The 15764-nt window shown below is 58.6% G+C and carries 15 protein-coding genes; 2 read left to right on the forward strand and 13 right to left on the reverse strand.

All coding sequences use genetic code 11. The features are described from left to right. Window positions 1-37: 37 nt before the first annotated feature. The 3 genes from S101446_RS08490 to S101446_RS08500 are packed head-to-tail and all read right to left on the reverse strand — an operon-like array spanning window position 38 to window position 5212. On the reverse strand, window positions 38-949 hold the full coding sequence (locus tag S101446_RS08490; protein WP_087608126.1) for a carbon-nitrogen hydrolase family protein: 912 nt from the start codon (window positions 947-949) through the stop codon (window positions 38-40). Then, entirely contained in the window at window positions 939-4181 is a 3243-nt protein-coding gene (locus tag S101446_RS08495) for an RNA-directed DNA polymerase (RefSeq protein ID WP_087608127.1), read from the reverse strand. Before S101446_RS08495 ends, S101446_RS08490 begins: the two co-directional genes overlap by 11 nt. After that, window positions 4178-5212: a toprim domain-containing protein gene (locus S101446_RS08500; protein WP_165829430.1), complete on the reverse strand. Its 1035-nt coding sequence runs from the start codon at window positions 5210-5212 to the stop codon at window positions 4178-4180. The genes S101446_RS08495 and S101446_RS08500 overlap by 4 nt, the downstream gene beginning before the upstream one ends. A gap of 271 nt (window positions 5213-5483) precedes the next feature. Here S101446_RS08500 and S101446_RS08505 point away from each other — a divergent pair, with 271 nt between their 5' ends. Together S101446_RS08505 and S101446_RS08510 are read left to right on the forward strand one after the other, a co-directional pair. Then, a complete protein-coding gene (locus S101446_RS08505; protein ID WP_341865144.1) occupies window positions 5484-5837 on the forward strand; it encodes a type II toxin-antitoxin system ParD family antitoxin in 354 nt (117 codons plus the stop codon). Window positions 5838-5887: 50 nt separating this feature from the next. Continuing rightward, window positions 5888-6124 (forward strand): type II toxin-antitoxin system RelE/ParE family toxin, encoded by a 237-nt coding sequence (locus tag S101446_RS08510; RefSeq protein WP_208620495.1) that lies wholly within the window; start codon window positions 5888-5890, stop codon window positions 6122-6124. A 32-nt stretch (window positions 6125-6156) separates the two neighbouring features. Here S101446_RS08510 and S101446_RS08515 read toward each other — a convergent pair whose 3' ends face one another. Genes S101446_RS08515 through trbB form a run of 10 tightly spaced genes read right to left on the reverse strand, consistent with a single transcriptional unit; the run spans window position 6157 to window position 15546 of the window. After that, on the reverse strand, window positions 6157-6423 hold the full coding sequence (locus S101446_RS08515) for a DUF2274 domain-containing protein (RefSeq protein ID WP_087608130.1): 267 nt from the start codon (window positions 6421-6423) through the stop codon (window positions 6157-6159). After that, the gene (locus S101446_RS08520; RefSeq protein ID WP_087608131.1) at window positions 6420-7628 is read right to left on the reverse strand and encodes a TrbI/VirB10 family protein; all 1209 of its coding nucleotides are present in this window, start codon (window positions 7626-7628) and stop codon (window positions 6420-6422) included. The genes S101446_RS08515 and S101446_RS08520 overlap by 4 nt, the downstream gene beginning before the upstream one ends. Then, window positions 7625-8626: a P-type conjugative transfer protein TrbG gene (gene trbG / locus S101446_RS08525; RefSeq protein ID WP_087608132.1), complete on the reverse strand. Its 1002-nt coding sequence runs from the start codon at window positions 8624-8626 to the stop codon at window positions 7625-7627. Before trbG ends, S101446_RS08520 begins: the two co-directional genes overlap by 4 nt. After that, window positions 8623-9306 (reverse strand): conjugal transfer protein TrbF, encoded by a 684-nt coding sequence (gene trbF / locus S101446_RS08530; RefSeq protein WP_087608860.1) that lies wholly within the window; start codon window positions 9304-9306, stop codon window positions 8623-8625. Before trbF ends, trbG begins: the two co-directional genes overlap by 4 nt. Window positions 9307-9311: 5 nt before the next feature. Next, window positions 9312-10697 (reverse strand): P-type conjugative transfer protein TrbL, encoded by a 1386-nt coding sequence (trbL, locus tag S101446_RS08535; RefSeq protein ID WP_087608133.1) that lies wholly within the window; start codon window positions 10695-10697, stop codon window positions 9312-9314. A gap of 5 nt (window positions 10698-10702) precedes the next feature. Next, complete coding sequence (gene trbJ / locus S101446_RS08540) at window positions 10703-11476, reverse strand: P-type conjugative transfer protein TrbJ (RefSeq protein ID WP_087608134.1); 774 nt, start codon at window positions 11474-11476, stop codon at window positions 10703-10705. Further along, the gene (gene trbE, locus S101446_RS08545; RefSeq protein WP_087608135.1) at window positions 11473-13926 is read right to left on the reverse strand and encodes a conjugal transfer protein TrbE; all 2454 of its coding nucleotides are present in this window, start codon (window positions 13924-13926) and stop codon (window positions 11473-11475) included. The genes trbJ and trbE overlap by 4 nt, the downstream gene beginning before the upstream one ends. Before the next feature lie 14 nt (window positions 13927-13940). Then, the gene (locus S101446_RS08550; protein ID WP_010511125.1) at window positions 13941-14225 is read right to left on the reverse strand and encodes a VirB3 family type IV secretion system protein; all 285 of its coding nucleotides are present in this window, start codon (window positions 14223-14225) and stop codon (window positions 13941-13943) included. Next, window positions 14225-14593 carry a TrbC/VirB2 family protein gene (locus S101446_RS08555; protein ID WP_157684838.1) on the reverse strand — a complete coding sequence of 123 codons (369 nt, stop codon included), beginning with the start codon at window positions 14591-14593 and terminating at the stop codon, window positions 14225-14227. The genes S101446_RS08550 and S101446_RS08555 overlap by 1 nt, the downstream gene beginning before the upstream one ends. After that, entirely contained in the window at window positions 14590-15546 is a 957-nt protein-coding gene (gene trbB, locus S101446_RS08560) for a P-type conjugative transfer ATPase TrbB (RefSeq protein WP_087608137.1), read from the reverse strand. Before trbB ends, S101446_RS08555 begins: the two co-directional genes overlap by 4 nt. Window positions 15547-15764 lie beyond the last annotated feature (218 nt).

A 15764-nucleotide genomic window follows, 5' to 3' on the forward strand; every position in this document is an offset into this window, starting at 1 on the left:
ATGGCGTTACGATAACTGGGCAAAAGCCAACCATCGTTCATATCGCCTCGGTCTTTGTCGTCAGTGAAGGAGAAAAGACTCCGAAACCAGGCGGTAGACTCTTGAAATCTTTGTTGGTCGAACCTGCCTGATGTGCGGCAAGTGCTGCGAGTGGTAGCTCTACGAGTTGTGCATGAGGAAGTCGTTGTCCAACGTGACGGTATATCGAACGGCGGAACGGTTCACGGAACGGACTCACTGCAAGCGAGCCACCGAATTGACCACAATTGCAAACGACCACATTGCAGAACAACATCCGCGAAAGGGCTTCCGCCAGATGATCAAACGACGTGGTGTCACGGTTATAGGCCAGAATAAACAATGTCTGTATCTTATTACGATACATGACTATCCGGTCGAGATCCATGAAATCGTAGCAGATTGCAACTGCAAACTTTCCGAGATCGGAGCTCTCGAATATCCAAACGGTCGGATGAGCGAGAAAGGCGACGCCCGTGCCCGTAATACTCTTAAGCTTTTTTTCTTCGGACGGAGCGGGATAGGTCTTGCCAACCCGTCTTACTTCGGTCCGCCGGGCAATCTGACGACCGCGCAACCTTCGCGGCACAATGACCACCGCTTCATTCGACACAGTGGGCTGCAACTCGCCGGTTTCTATCCTGTAATCCAGTCCGGCGATGACAATAGCCTCAAGTTTTTCAGCAGCGCGTTTTAGTTGAGGCTCGAAGCCAAGCGGCACTGACAGTTCAGGAAGCAGAATGATATCCGGCCGATGATCGAGCCCACGCAGCGAGGCGAAGAAGTGTCGGATTTCTTTCTTTGCCCTTCGTTCCTCAATTTCTGACATGTGAACACAATTTTTCCAATTGCCACTCTTGTCATCGACCCAAGCAGTATTAGCACTGAGTGAGGTCTGAATTACGCCGATATGAAGCCGCTCATTGAGCATTTGGATCTCCTTCGCTGACTATATCAACGTTCTCCGCACCAGCAGCAAAATCGGTAAGACGGAAAGGAATGACCTGACGAGGCTGGTTACGGGCCACAGCAAGCTGATTGTCTTCAAGAATTTTTTGCGCGTGCCTAATTTGTTCCAGTAGGTCCGTCGAACTAAATATAGTTGGGCCATCGAAATCGGCATCATTCGGCTTATCGCCGTCGTGCCAGCCGAACAGGCTCGGCGTGCGAGTGATCGCACGAGTTTCCGCAGATCTTGCGCCCAGACAGGCTTCCAGGATTTGTGTCGTCCAAGAGGAAATAGCAAGAAATTCGAACCACCGTCCTCGTGGCAGTGGAACGACCAGTTCATTACCTCTGAGGTTCCAGATACGAGGCGCGGCGTGATCGTTACGAAGAAGCCCGAAGAGGAGACGACCGACTGCAGCCAGTCGCTTCTCGGAAGCAGCTATAGGCACTCCTATCTTGCTGCTGAGAGCATAACGATAATCTGAAAGAGATGTACGAGTATCACGCAACCGTACGGCTTTGCCATCATGACGCACATTCCGTCGCCATTTTTCCCAACTGAGTTCGGTTCGGTCGTGATCGCAAGCCGAGCAGTCAACCCACGCCCGAGGCAGCAACACATTGTTGGGGTGTAGCCGATCGAGAACCGCCTCATCGCCCCCTGTAGATGTCGCATCCTCAAGCAATTGCGCCGTGATCTCTAGCGCTGTCCATTCTCCACGACGCGGATCAAACGGACTGCAGTTACGGATACTGGCCGTCCATTCGCTAACGGTCATTGAGGAAGTGGGGGGCGACGTCTGGGCTCGTGCCGCTTGGGTGAACGCCACTTTTCTTGCTATCTTTGCTTCGGCACATCTCTGTGGATCGCCGTTAATCACCTCGTAGAGCCACGCGGAATCATTTTTTGGAAGTGGGGCGGACATGTTCAGTAACTGCGTCCATGCGGCTGAAGGAATATATTCAGGGTATCGGCGTGCTCCCTGTAGATCACTCCATTGGTCAAATGAGAAAGAAGGAACTAGAGCCGACCACGCTGGTGAAGGCTGCGAATTAGCTGATAGTATCTCCTCAGCAAGATGCGCCCATACGCCCGGCGTATAACCAGTCTCCGCGAGCCACATATCGGCAGAGTTACCCGGCTGCACATTTACATAGGCCTTCGAAAGTGCTGCCAAGCGTTGCGCAAGCTCAACATGTTGGGAATGACCCAAAAGCATTTGAGCTACCTGAATCAGCGCCACGCCGAACTCGCGGCGGCCCATCGCATGATACCAAGTTTCCCGGTCTTGCGGTACGCAATACACACCAATATCGAGCCCAGCAACATCTTTGAGGTAATTGACGGATGCTTTCACATCTGAACGAAGGGAACTATTTGCGAGGAGGCGGCGTGCAGTAGTTAGAAGGCCAGCAGCCATGAGTTGAAAAGAAAGAGCAATATAATAGTCTGCCCAACTGTGATGGTTGGCGACGCGCATATCCTCCAGCCACTCCGAAATGGAGGCTAGGCCTTGATGACCTGTCACACGACAATATTGATGGATACGATAAAAGAGACGGGGCTTACCCGGATGCTCACGTAGGGACTGGAGCAGGAGCCTAAAACAACGATCCATAATAGCATGCTCGCTGTGTTCCTGATTATTTTCACAAGCGCGAAGTTTACTCTTAAGCTCTTCTAGTTTTTCCTCATAGCACTTCTGCTCATCAGCAGTCGCTTGTCCAGTTTTTGGGCGCTGCAATTCATAAGCAGCGACATCGCGAGCCGTGTCGACAAGCCCATTTGCTTCCTGGATTAGCACTGGAACAAGAGAAGCTATCTGTCCGGCAGCAAATGCGGCCCTTGTATCGGGACGAATTTCCCTCTCCGGAATATCGGCAAGTAATAGCCATTCAAGCATTTTCAGCCGTTCGCCTAGATCTCCGTCATCCAAAATGTGGATGTCGGTAGCCGCGATCGCTGAGACTTGAGCAAGTGTCTTGGTCATCAACTTGGTCGGGTTTTTCCCGTCGAGCTTTGCTTCATGCATCGCGGACGCTCGAAGATCGCCCCCCTTTTTATCCTGAGAATCAGCAATAGACGCCCCCGATTTCAGGTGGCTCAGCCAAGAGCCCAAATTCTCAGGATCGTATTTCTCCTCGTTAATTTTGGGGCCTATGTCCTGCGTCTTAAGCAGTCGCTCATACCAAAGAATCCAGTTACACAGCACATCAAAGTCATAAGCAATAATCGTATGATCGTCGACGAAGCGAAAATGGGCGACATTACGCTGTTGAGCGAGTTGTGTCGCTACAAGACGATCAATGGGAAACATTGCAGCGTTGGCCAGAAAGCCGGCGACAAAAAGGCCAGTCGGAATACCTTTGACGCTGGTCTTCAGAAAAGGTGGCTCGACATTTTCAAATGCGGCATCGGGCATTCCCGACGTGTCAATCTGAAAATCCAACATCTTAGTTACAATATTGGCAATCTGTGGTTCCGCCATTCCTCCTGCCATAGTAAGGCCCCTGAGCACTCCCTCAACTTTTAAATCAGGAAAAAACTGCTTGAGATCAATCGAAGCATAATAAAGATCGGTTTTAGACGATTTTTTCTGTTGTACCCAAAATTCAGGCTTAAAATAGATTAGTTCGGTGCGCTCAGCAGTTATCTCCGCAAGTTGGTCTGGCTCGTCCATTTCGTCACAGCGCAATTTTCGGTGGAACGCCATCATACGTGCAGTCAACGAGATGTGGCGGCGAAAGAGAGGCCAACTATGCTGGAATTTGCGATAGAGATGTCCGCTGGCATGACGATAGGGACCAATCTCAAGATGCGAATTACTCTCCTCGTCTTTCTCATACCAAGCTGGTCGGTAGAGGCGGTTTCCGTAGCTCCAAGGTTCCATCATTTGATCGAGATTGGGACCTAGAGCATTCACCAACGCGATCCATGCTACCTGGTCTTCAATCGCGACATGGTAATATTGGCGATTAATGGCCTGCTCACCACAAATTTTCTTGGGGCGAGGAAGCGGCCGGAGCGGCTTCAGTCGATAGCTACCTTTTTCGAACTGTCGCCGGATGTCCTCCAATCGTCGCTCAAGATCAAGTTCGAATGCCGCGATTTCACCGGTGTCGATATATCCGTCGGCCATACGATAAAGATTTTTCGCTTTAACCCAAGCATAGTTTAAATTTTCGGGGAGCAGTAATCGCTCATACGCATTCATAACCGACTGTTCCCCTCCCGGAGATAATCATTGACGTCCTTCGCTCCACTTGATGGCGCCGATTTGCGCGTCGCTGCCACGCCAAAACGCGCAAGTTCCTTACGAAGGTCGGCGGCGCGTCGATCGCCAGCATCGTCCCAGTCCAGAAGCAAATCGACCTGCTTGCCACGCAGAGCAATCATCTCTTTTGGCGACAGCCTCATACTGACGCCGATCAGGCCAATGGCCTGACGTCCCAGCTGCGCGGCAGCAATCACGTCCATCGCACCCTCGCAAATCGCAACGTGTCTGATTTGCGGGTTAAAAAGCACGTCGACATTATAGAGCCGCCGGTGCCGATGGTTGAGGTTGCGCCAGCGATCTTTTTTGACACCGTTTTCTAGAATCCGCGCCTGAAAGTAGGCGATCCGTCCTGCTTCCATATAGGGAAGTAGCAGTGCACCCTCAGGCAAGATTGCCCGATACCTGTCCGGCGTTGAACTTTTGGTTAGCAGCCCAGCGGCCTCTACTCGGGCGAATCCAAATTCTGCAATAAGAGACCGAATGACAGTGACGCTAGGCATCTGGCTAATTCTAAAGTCTGCAATGGTAGAATCTTGGAAGCCACGGCCGTGTAGATATTCGGCCCCTGCTGGCAGGAGATGAGCATGCTTGAGCAAAGCCGCATAAACTGTATGATCCGGCGGCGTTTCCTCTTCTTCCTTTGGCGCAGCAACAGGTACAACCGCTCGACTGCAATGTTTTGCAATTGCCCGATGTCGCCGACGTTCCGTTAGAGAAAATCCCAAACCGCTCTGCGCCGCGAGCCAACGCTTAGCTTCGAGAAATGTCATTCCTTTGCAGGATTTGACGAGATCAATCGCACCGCCTCGCTGGTTGCAGCCATAACAAATCCAGCGAAGGCCGCCGCGCCGTATATCAAATGACGCCGTCCTGTCTTCATGGTCCGGAAGTGGACAGCGTGTTGTTCCTGAGGTCGGCAACTTGAGACCAAGCATGTCTCCGACAGCACGCACCGTGAGGCTATTCAATGCCTCGGTATCATCCCTCGTTTTCATAATTCTGCTTAGCGCATATACGACCTGAACGAAAACAAAATTACATCCTCACCGCACCGTTTGCCGTATAGCGTGGTTCACAAAGAGTAAACTGTATCTGATATGTCATTGCTCACCCAAAGCAATCGATATACATCTAGATAAATTTATTAGATTTTCGAATTTATATGATAAATATTCTACGAAATTGTTTTATATTACGAACTTTTCTAATTCACATGAAAACGTAGACATTGATGATTGCATGAATACGTCACTTGGACGCAACACTTTAGCCAGAACCAAAATGCCACGCAGGCCAAATTTCATTGACAAAGATTGGCAGGAATTGCCAAATCCAAGTTTGGAGGCGCCGATGGCAACAATGAACGTATCCCTGCCCGCCCCCATGAAGGAATGGGTAGAGGCTCAGGCCAAGACGGGACGCTATAGCAATGCGAGCGACTATGTTCGCGATCTGATCCGGCGAGATCAGGAGGCCCGTGCGGCGCCTGACGAGGTTCAGGCCCACATCACGGCCGGTGTGGGGACCAGAAGCATGAAGCAGTTGCTGCAGGATGCTCGCGCGATTGCCGGGACAACGGATGCCGACCTATAGAAAGACACGGCTTGCCGAAGACGACATCGTCAATATCTATATAACAGGGCGTGAGGGATTTTGGGCCACGGCAGGCCGAAATCTACCATGCAGGACTGGCAGACGCGTTCGACCTTATTGCCTCACATCCGCAGCTTGCGCCGGAACGTCGTGAGTTCGACCCACCGATACGGCTCCACCGTCATCGGGCTCACCATATCCTCTATCTCATTGACGACGATGGGGTTCTGATCGTCCGCATGCTGCCCCGACTACGGCGCTGGGAGCGGCTTATAGAAACAGACTGACGCTGCTTCGGCGCGCCAAACCCGCTTTACTGTTAGCTGCAGACTCCTGTCGTTTCCGCTGCTGATGCTGGCTTTCTGCCCCGCCGCTGTTTCTGGAAGGCCCGATCGGTCTCCATGAAGCGCCCGACCATGAGCGGCACCAGCCTGGCCGCATCGGGGATGGCATCTGCCGCCTCACCTGCGCTTCCCGAGACCAGTTCAGCATACAGCAACAGGTCACGATGTATCTCGGCTGGCAGTTCGATCGTCAGTTTGACCGGCCGGCTGTCAGGAATGGTGCTGATACGGAGTTTTGTCATGGCGCTGCTCCTTCATGCGGATGCCAGGGTTTCAAAACCAGATCGCGATTGACGATTAGGGTGAACGGCAGGCCCGGCCGGTCGGTCAGCGTGGGCTGGATATCCATGCTTCGGTCCATCAGGCGGTTTCCCACCATGGAAAACCCGTTACTGGCGCCGCTGCGGATCGCCTGAAGCAGGTTGTTCTCACCCCATGATGTCCCTGCTTCAGACCCGACGCTCAACATGGTCGTCACCAGTGCAGCCCTGAAAAGCTGGCCCCAATGCTGGTCCACCATATCCTTGAGCCCGGTCTGACCGATCGCATCGGCGCCCGGGATCCTGTCGAGCACAATGCTCTCACCATCGGGACGGATGAGACGGGTCCAGATCACCTGCGTGCGCTGCTGCCCGAACGAGACGCTGCTGTTATAGGTGCCGAACAGGGTGCTGCCCTGCGGCACAAGCAGATAGCGTCCGGTCGGACTGTCATAGACGTTCTGCGTCACGTGCCCGATCAATTGCCCCGGCAGATCCGAACTGACCTTCGAGTTGAGCGCGCCCGCGATGACCGTCCCCGCCTGAATGACATATGGGGAAACAGGCAAGGTCAGGCGATCCAGGCTAACCGTCACACGATCGGGCTGTCCCGCCAGAAAGGTGCGGTTGGCGGCCTGCCGGTCATTTGTGCCCGCAGATGCAGCCGGAGCGTTATTCCCAGTTGAGGGCGACGCAGGGACAGGCACGCTGTCCTGCCTCCCGGCGTCCTGAGTCTGCACGAACAGCTTGCTGGCGATGGCTGCCTCGACTTCCTGTTCGGCACGCCGGTCACCCATACCGGAAACCGGTCCGGCCCTGCCTTCCTGCTGCGCCTTCAGGATCGGTTTGCCCAGATCACCGGGCAAAGGCGCCCCCAGTCTGGGCACGCCGGTATAATCCTTTGGCAGGGCATCAAGCCCATCGGCCGAAGGCCGCACATCGGAATCCTGCACGGCGGACGCTGGCCCCTGTCGGGCGGAATTCTGCAGTGCGTAGCCCAGCGCCAGACCAATCCCGATCATACCCGTACCCGCCAGTCCCCAGACAACATAGCGCGATAGACGCACGACACGCGGTCGTTCCGCCCGCAGACGCAGATCAGGCGGCGATGGCGGGACCGCTAGGGATGCGTTTTCTGTGCCGCCCTCCCCGCTTTCGTCCCGGTGTTCTTCCTGCCCGTCCGTCATGTCCGCCGTCCATCGGTGCGTACGATACGCACACGCTGCTCGGAATGCTTGTCGCCCAGCCGCAGTTCGGCGGCGGCAAACAGGCGGTCCACGATCATCCAGTTCTGCCGCACCCGGTAGTTGACCAGTTCCGGCCCTCCATCGGCCCCCAGCACGAAGAGCGGGGGGAGTTCCCCCTGCCCTATGCCAGCCGGAAAGGCGATATAGACCTTGTGCCCGTCATCGAACGCCCGGCCGGGTAGCCAGGGCGGCGTCCCGCCTTTGACCGGCTGGATGGCGTAACGGAAATTCAGGGCATTAAGGTCCAGCCCCGCATCCACCGGGGCAGCGTCATCGGCGTCACTGTCCTGCCGGTGCAGGGCAATCAGGTCGTCCTCGGGGTAATCCCACGATACCGACGCCATATAGGTGGCAGGTGTGGAGCGCAGTTCCGCCAGATAGGTCCGCCGGTCAGTGTTGACGATCAGATTGGTGGTCAGCTCCGGCCGCGTCGGTTTGACCAGAATATGGATGCGTTTTGTCGCCCCTGCCCCGCTTTCGGTATCACCAATAATCCAGCGCACGGTGTCACCAGCTGCAACCGGCCCGGTGCCGACCAGCTTCTCCCCCTGCTGGAGCATGATGTCGGTGATTTCGCCGGGCGAGGCATAGACCTGATAGAGGGCGCCCGGAGAATAGGGATAGACCTGCACCGCGTTGATGAACCCGGCTCGTGTGGGCTGTATGCGCGCTGCCAGATTGGCCTGTGTCACACGCGCGGTCGGGTCGGCAACTTCGGGGGCCGGATGGGCCGTGCGTCGCGACGGCAACGGCTTGAGTTGCCCCGGCAAGGGAAGCGGTCTGGGGACTTCCACCACCTGCACCGGTTTCGGCGGGTCCGGCAGGCGCGTGGCCTGAACAGCGTCATCATAGCGGATGACCGGCGGATGGTAATGCTGCGCACATCCGGCCAGGGGCAGGATCAGCAGCGGCAGGACACGAAGAGCGCGACGGATCATTGGCCCAACTCCTTCGACCAGTTGATGGCGGATACAAAAACACCCAAGGGATTTCTGCGCAGATGATCGGCATCACGTGGCGGACTGAGCCTGACCGAGACAATCGCGGTCCAGCGCTCGGTGCCGACAAAAGCCCCGTCGCGGTAATGGCGCTCGACCCAGGCAATCCGGAAACTCGCGGGCGACGCCCGGATGACGGACGATACGTCCAGTTCGACCTGCTCATGTCCGATGCGGGCAAAGGGATCGTTCTGACGGGCATAATCATTGAGCGCCTGCGCGCCCGAAGTAGTGATGAAAGCGTAGGCGCGCAGCCAATTCTGCCGCGCCACCACGGGGTCTGAGGATAGGCTGCGGACGTCCTCGATGAACCCGGCCAGATACCACGCAATCTGCGGGTCGGTCGGCACATAGTTGGCTGTCGCAGGCGCCACGACCTGTGCCTGCCCCAGACGGTCCACCTGCACGACCCACGGCGTGATGGTGCCGCGCGCAGACTGCCAGACCAGCCCGGCCCCGAGGCCTGCGGACAGGAACAGCGAACCAAAGGCCATCAGCCGCCAGTTGCGTGCCTGCACGCGGGCGGAACCGATGCGTTCATCCCAGATCTGGGCGGCTTTCTGATAGGGGGTAACCGGCTCCGGCGTCGTGCCGTAGCGCACCGTGGAGCGACGGAACATCGTCGTCATTCCTTTTCCGACAGATCGATTGAGGAAGATCCGCCCCCGCCATCGGCGGAGCGGATGACATGGGCGGCCTCGGCGGCATGGGTCGCCACCTGCCTGCGCTTCATCCCGCGCGCCCAGCGCGGGGGCTCACTGGCGGATGATGCCGACGAGGATGACCCCGTTCCGCCTGCCGATGCCCCCGTCTCAGCAGCGCCACCACCCGAACCGGTTGTCCGGCCACCGGTCGCGGTAAAGGCTGTCTTGCCGCCCGATGAGAAGCTGTCCTTCATGGCGCTGGCCGCACTGGCGGCCTTGTTCTTCACAGCGCCTGCGGCCGCAGACCCGGCCGCCCGACCGATACCGCCCACACCAGCAGCCATCCGGGCACCGGCACTCCCGCCGGCTGCGGTCGCGGACCCGAGCGTGTAAGCCGTGGATGCGGCACCTGCTACGGCGGCCCCTCCCCGCGCGGCCGCTGCCGTGGCGGCCAGGGCTGCCCCACCACCAGAAACAGCCGCGCCGACGCCAGCCACGGCAGCAGCGCCCATGCCAGCAACGGCCATGCCCGTGCCGACAGCGGCTCCCGCGCCAAGCTGGGGAGCACCAGCGATCAGCCCGTTGGCCAGACTGCCCCCGAAAATTGCAAGGCCCATAATGGCCAGTGAGGCGATCACCACGGACAGGGCCTGCCCGACCGTGGGCTGCACATCGCCATAGGAGGTGGTGAACTGGCCGAACAGAGTGGCGGCAATGCCGCTGATCACAGCCAGCACCATGATCTTCACGCCCGAGGAGACAACATTGCCCATGACCTTCTCGGCAAGAAAAGCCGTACGGTTGAACAGGGCAAACGGGATCAGCACAAACCCTGCCAGCGTGGTCAGCTTGAATTCGATCAGGGCGACAAAGAGCTGCACGGCGAGAATGAAGAACGCCGCCAGCACGATCAACCAGGACAGGCAGAGCACGAAAATCTGCGCGAAATTGGTAAAGAAAGCGACGGGGCCGAGCAGTTTATGGACTGAGTCCAGCAGCGGCTGCGCCGCATCGAACCCGGTCTGGGCCAGACGACCGGGTCGCAGGAACTGGTCCAACGACAGCGTGCCCCCACCAGCTTTCAGGCCAAGGGCTGCGAAACTGTCAAAGACGGTCTTCGACAGGCTGGAAAAATTGCTGATCAGGAAGGAAAAGAACCCGATATAGAGCGTCTTTTTCACCAGACGTTGGATGACATCCTCGTCCGCCGCCCAGGCCCAGAACAGCCCCGCCAGCGCCATGTCGAGCACGGACAGCGATCCCGCGAGCGAGATCATACTCCCCTTCACCAGACCGAAACCGGTATCGATGGTGGTGGTGAAGGTGTTCAGAAAGGTGTCGATGACGCCGACATCGTTCATGGCCATGGCGGTCAGTTCCCGCTGCTGCCGAACATGGACACCGTGCCGGGAGTGTAGGCGTCATGCTGCGCGAAATGCTGGTACTGCGCCTCGCTCTCCGCTTCCGTGGCCGCATTCCGCGCCCGCTCCAGCGCTGTAGCCCGGCCGTTGGCCGCGAGTTCGGCCTGAATGTCCGAAAGCTGCCGGGACTGTAGGGCCATAAGCTGGTTGCCAGCCTGCGCTGCCTGCAGGGCTCCTGTGGAATCCTGGCTGGCCGAGACAAGCTGGGTCATAGCGCTGTTGTCGGAAGGAATGTTCCCCACCACCCGCGCCTGCAGTTTCAGCGCGTCCTCAAACCCGCCCACGGAATTCTGCCACCGTGTCTGCGCCTGGCTGAACAGGGCGCTGTCGGACATGCCCGACGAGACGGATGTGTAGGCCTGCTGGTACTGCTGCTCAACGGACTGGACGCTGTAGGCGATGTTCTGCGCCTGCGCGAGCAGTGCCGTGGTCTGGGAAATCGTCGATTGCAGCGTGGACAGGGTCGATAGCGGCAGGCTCGCCAGATTGCGGCCTTGGTTGACCAGCATCTGTGCTTGGTTGGCCAGCGAGGTGATCTGGTTATCGATCTGCAGGAGAGTCCGGGCCGCGATGAGAACATTCTGGACATGGTTGGCTCCGTCATAGACCGCCCACTGCGCAGAAGCAGGCACAACCGGCATGAGAAAAACCACAGTGGCGCCAACAGCCGCGGCATACCCGGGACGGAAATGTCTTGCCCGGATACGGAAAGATTTTTCCGTCATGGCACGGCTCCTTCGCGCAGGAGGTCCGCCGCCCACATGACACCCCGCGCCTCGAACCAGACTGGAAGAAAACCGTCCCGCCCATGTTCCGCCAGCACCGCGTCGATTTGCCTATGATCGTCCTTCCCGGACGCTGCGCACAGGGCGAGTGCGACCGGTCCCAGCCCCAGTTCGAACAGGCGATTGCCGCGCCGGGTCTGGCAGTAATATTCCCGCTTCGACGCGGCACGGGCGATGATGGCGATCTGCCGGTCGTTGAGGCCAAAATCGCGGTAGATGGCCGCGATCTGCGGTTCAATCGCCCGCTCGTTGGGCAGGAAGATCCGTGTGGGACAACTCTCCACCACTGCCGGAGCAATGGAGGAATTGGCGATATCGGACAGGCTCTGGGTGGCAAACACCACCGAGGCGTTCTTCTTGCGCAGGGTTTTCAGCCACTCCCGGAGTTGCCCTGCGAAATCGACGTCATCCAGAACGAGCCAGCCCTCGTCGATGACCAGCAGCGTCGGACGCCCATCCAGACGGCCTTCGATGCGATGGAAGAGATAGGACAGCACGGGAGAAACGGCCCCAGAGCCGATCAGACCTTCGGTCTCAACCACCACGACGTCGGCCTCACCCAGCCGCTCGGTATCCGCATCCAGCAGGCGACCATAAGGACCACCAAGGCAATAGGGAGCCAGAGCCTGTTTCAGGGCGTTGGATTGAAGCAGCGCCACCACGCCTGACAGGGTCCGTTCATGAGCGGGCGACGATGCCAGAGAATTCAGGGCCGACCAGAGATAAGATTTTACCTCCGGTGTCAGGGTAACGCCTTCCCGGACGAGGATCTGCCCCAGCCATTCCGCCGCCCAGGCCCGCTCGGTCGGATCGTCGATACGAGCCAGCGGCTGAAGCGAGACGCCGCTAGCCTGTTCGCCTGCCCCATGATCTGCGTCCTCCGGTTCCGTCAGGCCTCCACCAAGATCATGCCAGTCCCCTTCCATCGCCAGTGTCACGGCCCGCAGCGATCCGCCAAAATCGAAGGCGAAAACCTGCGCGCCCGCATAGCGGCGAAACTGTAGGACCATGAGCGCCAGCAGCACGGATTTCCCCGCCCCTGTCGGTCCGGCGATCAAGGTATGGCCGACATCGCCAACATGCAGGGAAAACCGGAAGGGCGTGGCCCCGGCTGTCTTGCCGTAAAACAATGGGGGTGCGTTGAAATGCCCGTCCCGTTCAGGGCCGGCCCAGACAGCAGAAAGCGGAATCATGTGCGCAAGGTTCAGGGTTGAAACCGGGGGCTGGCGCACATTGGCGTAGACATGACCGGGTAATGATCCCAGCCACGCCTCCACCGCGTTGAGGCTTTCCGCCATGCAGGTGAAGTCACGCCCCTGAATGATCTTTTCGACCAGACGCAGCTTCTCGGCCGCGATCGAGGCAGAGCCATCCCACACCGTGACGGTCGCAGTGATATAGGCCTGCCCGACATCGTCGGCGCCCAGCGACTGCAAAGCCAGATCGGCATCGGCCGCCTTGTTGGCAGCGTCATTGTCCACCAATACCGAGGCCTCGTTGGTCATGACCTCGCGGATGATGGCGACGATGGATTTCCGCTTGGCAAACCACTGGCGACGGATCTTCGTCAGCACCTTCGTCGCATCGGTCTTGTCGAGCAGGATCGCCCGCGTGGACCAGCGATAGGGAATGGCCAGACGGTTCAGGTCATCCAGAATGCCGGGAAAGGTCCGGCTGGGAAAACCCGTGATCGTCAGGGTTTTGAGGAAGGCATCGCCCAGTTTGGGCTCCAGACCGCCCGCCAGGGGCTGATCTACCAGCAGGGCGTCGAGGTGCATGGGGATTTCCGGCACCCGGACTCGCTGGTGCCGAGTGGAAATGGTGGAATGCAGGTAGGTGAGCGTCTTGCCGTCCTTCAGCCAGGCGGCTTCGGGCATGAAACCGTCCAGCAGGGCCAGCAGACGGTCAGTCCGGTCGATAAAGCCCCTTACCAGACCCTGCGGATCATGCCCGTCGCGCTCCATGCCTTCATAGAGCAGGCGCTCGGCACGGCCCGAGGTTTCCGCGGGCGGCAGCCAAACCAAGGTAAGAAAATACCGGCTCTCGAAATGCACGCCTTCATCCTCGAAGGCCTCCCGGCGTTCCAGATCGACCATCTGGCTGGCGGCATCAGGGAAATCGCTTTCGGGATAGAGGGTCGCCGGGGTGCGCTGCGCCTCCACAAACACGGCCCAGCCCGAACCCAGACGCCGCAGGGCGCTGTTCAGCCGCCCCGTCACGCTCACCAGTTCGGCCGGAGTGGCGCTGTCCAGATCGGGACCACGGATGCGCGCCGTGCGCTGGAAAGAACCATCCTTGTTCAGAACCACGCCTTCCCCGACCAGCGCGGCCCAGGGCAGGAAGTCGGACAGGACGGCGGCGCGGCTACGATATTCACCAAGGGACATCATGGCCCTGCCCTCCCCTATGCGCGAAGCCAGGCGGGGTAGCGGAGATGCCGCCGCCCCACCTCGATGAACAGCGGATCGCGCTTCGCTCCCCAGACCGCGAGGGTGTGCCCCACGATCCAGAACACCGCCCCGACCAGCCAAAGCCGCAGGCCGAGGGCTATAGCGGAGGCCAGCGTACCGTTGGCAATGGCCACGGCCCGTGGCGCACCACCCAGCAAAATCGGTTCGGTCAGGGAGCGATGCACGGGCACGAAATAACCGGGCACGGCCTCGGCTTCAGGATCGAAGAGAACCGCCATCAGATCAGCGCTCCGCCCGAGAAGGAAAAGAAGGACAGGAAGAAGCTGGACGCTGCAAAAGCGATGCTGAGTCCAAAGACGATCTGGATCAGGCGGCGGAATCCGCCCGAGGTTTCGCCAAAGGCAAGGGTCAGACCAGTCACGGTGATGATGATCACCGAGATGATCTTGGCCACCGGCCCCTGCACGGATTCCAGGATCTCGTTGAGCGGGGTTTCCCACGGCATCCCCGTGCCGGACGCCCATGCCGATGACGCGAAAACAAGCGACAGCAGCACGGATGTTCCGAACACACGAAAATCCGGCATACGACGGTCAGGACGTGCACCAGCGCACACGATGGCGCGCTTGCGTGAAGGCCGCATCATGATGATCCTCCATTGTCAGAGAATGATGTTTCGGAAGAAGAGAGGTTGACCGGGCGGATGCGATAGGCTTCGGTCGTGGGATCGAGACCGTCTATTTCGGCCAGTTCGGACAGGCGCCGGGCCGTGCCGCGCCCCGAGAGCACGGCGATCACGTCGATGGTTTCGGCGATCATGGCGCGCGGCACGGTAACCACCGCCTCCTGGATCAGCTGTTCCAGACGATACAGGGCTGCGAGCACCGATCCGGCATGTAGTGTACCGATGCCGCCGGGATGGCCGGTGCCCCACGCCTTGACCAGATCCAGTGCTTCGGCCCCACGCACCTCACCGATGGGGATACGGTCGGGGCGCAGGCGAAGGCCGGAGCGGACAAGATCCGACAGTGTAATGACGCCTGCGCGGGTCCGCAGGGCAATGAGATTGGGCGCCGTGCATTGCAGTTCGCGCGTATCCTCGATCAGCACGACGCGATCACCGGTTTTCGCGACTTCGGCCAGCAGGGCGTTGACCAGTGTGGTCTTGCCTGTGCTGGTCCCGCCTACGACCAGGATGTTCTTCCGTTCCGCGACCGCGCGACGGAGATAATTCGCCTGCCCTGCAGTCATGATCCCAGCCTCGACATAATTGTCGAGGGTAAAGACCGCGACCGCGGGTTTGCGGATGGCAAAACTCGGAGCCATCACTACTGGCGGCAGCAACCCCTCGAACCGTTCGCCGGTTGGCAACTCGGCCGAGACACGGGGCGCACCCTCATGCACCTCCGCCCCGACATGGTGTGCGACCAGCCTTACGATGCGCTCGGCATCGGCAGGCGCGATCGTCTCACCCGTGTCCGCCATGCCGTCAGCCAGACGGTCGATCCATAACCGCCCGTCAGGATTGAGCATGACTTCAATAACGGACGGATCCGAAAGATGATGGGCTACGGCAGTCCCCATAGCCGTACGCAGCATGGAAATACCACGTGAGCGACCTTGCTGTGACGAAACGTGAGACATGACCTTGCCCGCATTTCTTGGCTGACAGAAGGACTTCCATCAGTTGCGGGAAGTATTAGGAAAGGCATGTTCTGACCAATTTCAACAGCAGATTCTTGCCCAACGTGGACGGGCGTGGCGTAACGCATAATTGTCGGTATAGGCCGCCTAATTACTCCAGATCGGCAGGCTTT

The organism is Komagataeibacter europaeus (genome assembly GCF_002173515.1).
Taxonomy (GTDB): domain Bacteria; phylum Pseudomonadota; class Alphaproteobacteria; order Acetobacterales; family Acetobacteraceae; genus Komagataeibacter; species Komagataeibacter europaeus.

Coding starts and splice junctions, on each gene's coding strand:
- S101446_RS08490 (WP_087608126.1), bottom strand. CDS start 949: ATGCTCAATGAGCGGCTTCATATCGGCGTAATTCAGACCTCACTCAGT.
- S101446_RS08495 (WP_087608127.1), bottom strand. CDS start 4,181: ATGAATGCGTATGAGCGATTACTGCTCCCCGAAAATTTAAACTATGCT.
- S101446_RS08505 (WP_341865144.1), top strand. CDS start 5,484: ATGAATACGTCACTTGGACGCAACACTTTAGCCAGAACCAAAATGCCA.
- S101446_RS08515 (WP_087608130.1), bottom strand. CDS start 6,423: ATGACAAAACTCCGTATCAGCACCATTCCTGACAGCCGGCCGGTCAAA.
- S101446_RS08520 (WP_087608131.1), bottom strand. CDS start 7,628: ATGACGGACGGGCAGGAAGAACACCGGGACGAAAGCGGGGAGGGCGGC.
- trbG (WP_087608132.1), bottom strand. CDS start 8,626: ATGATCCGTCGCGCTCTTCGTGTCCTGCCGCTGCTGATCCTGCCCCTG.
- trbF (WP_087608860.1), bottom strand. CDS start 9,306: ATGTTCCGTCGCTCCACGGTGCGCTACGGCACGACGCCGGAGCCGGTT.
- trbL (WP_087608133.1), bottom strand. CDS start 10,697: ATGGCCATGAACGATGTCGGCGTCATCGACACCTTTCTGAACACCTTC.
- trbJ (WP_087608134.1), bottom strand. CDS start 11,476: ATGACGGAAAAATCTTTCCGTATCCGGGCAAGACATTTCCGTCCCGGG.
- trbE (WP_087608135.1), bottom strand. CDS start 13,926: ATGATGTCCCTTGGTGAATATCGTAGCCGCGCCGCCGTCCTGTCCGAC.
- S101446_RS08550 (WP_010511125.1), bottom strand. CDS start 14,225: ATGGCGGTTCTCTTCGATCCTGAAGCCGAGGCCGTGCCCGGTTATTTC.
- S101446_RS08555 (WP_157684838.1), bottom strand. CDS start 14,593: ATGATGCGGCCTTCACGCAAGCGCGCCATCGTGTGCGCTGGTGCACGT.
- trbB (WP_087608137.1), bottom strand. CDS start 15,546: ATGCTGCGTACGGCTATGGGGACTGCCGTAGCCCATCATCTTTCGGAT.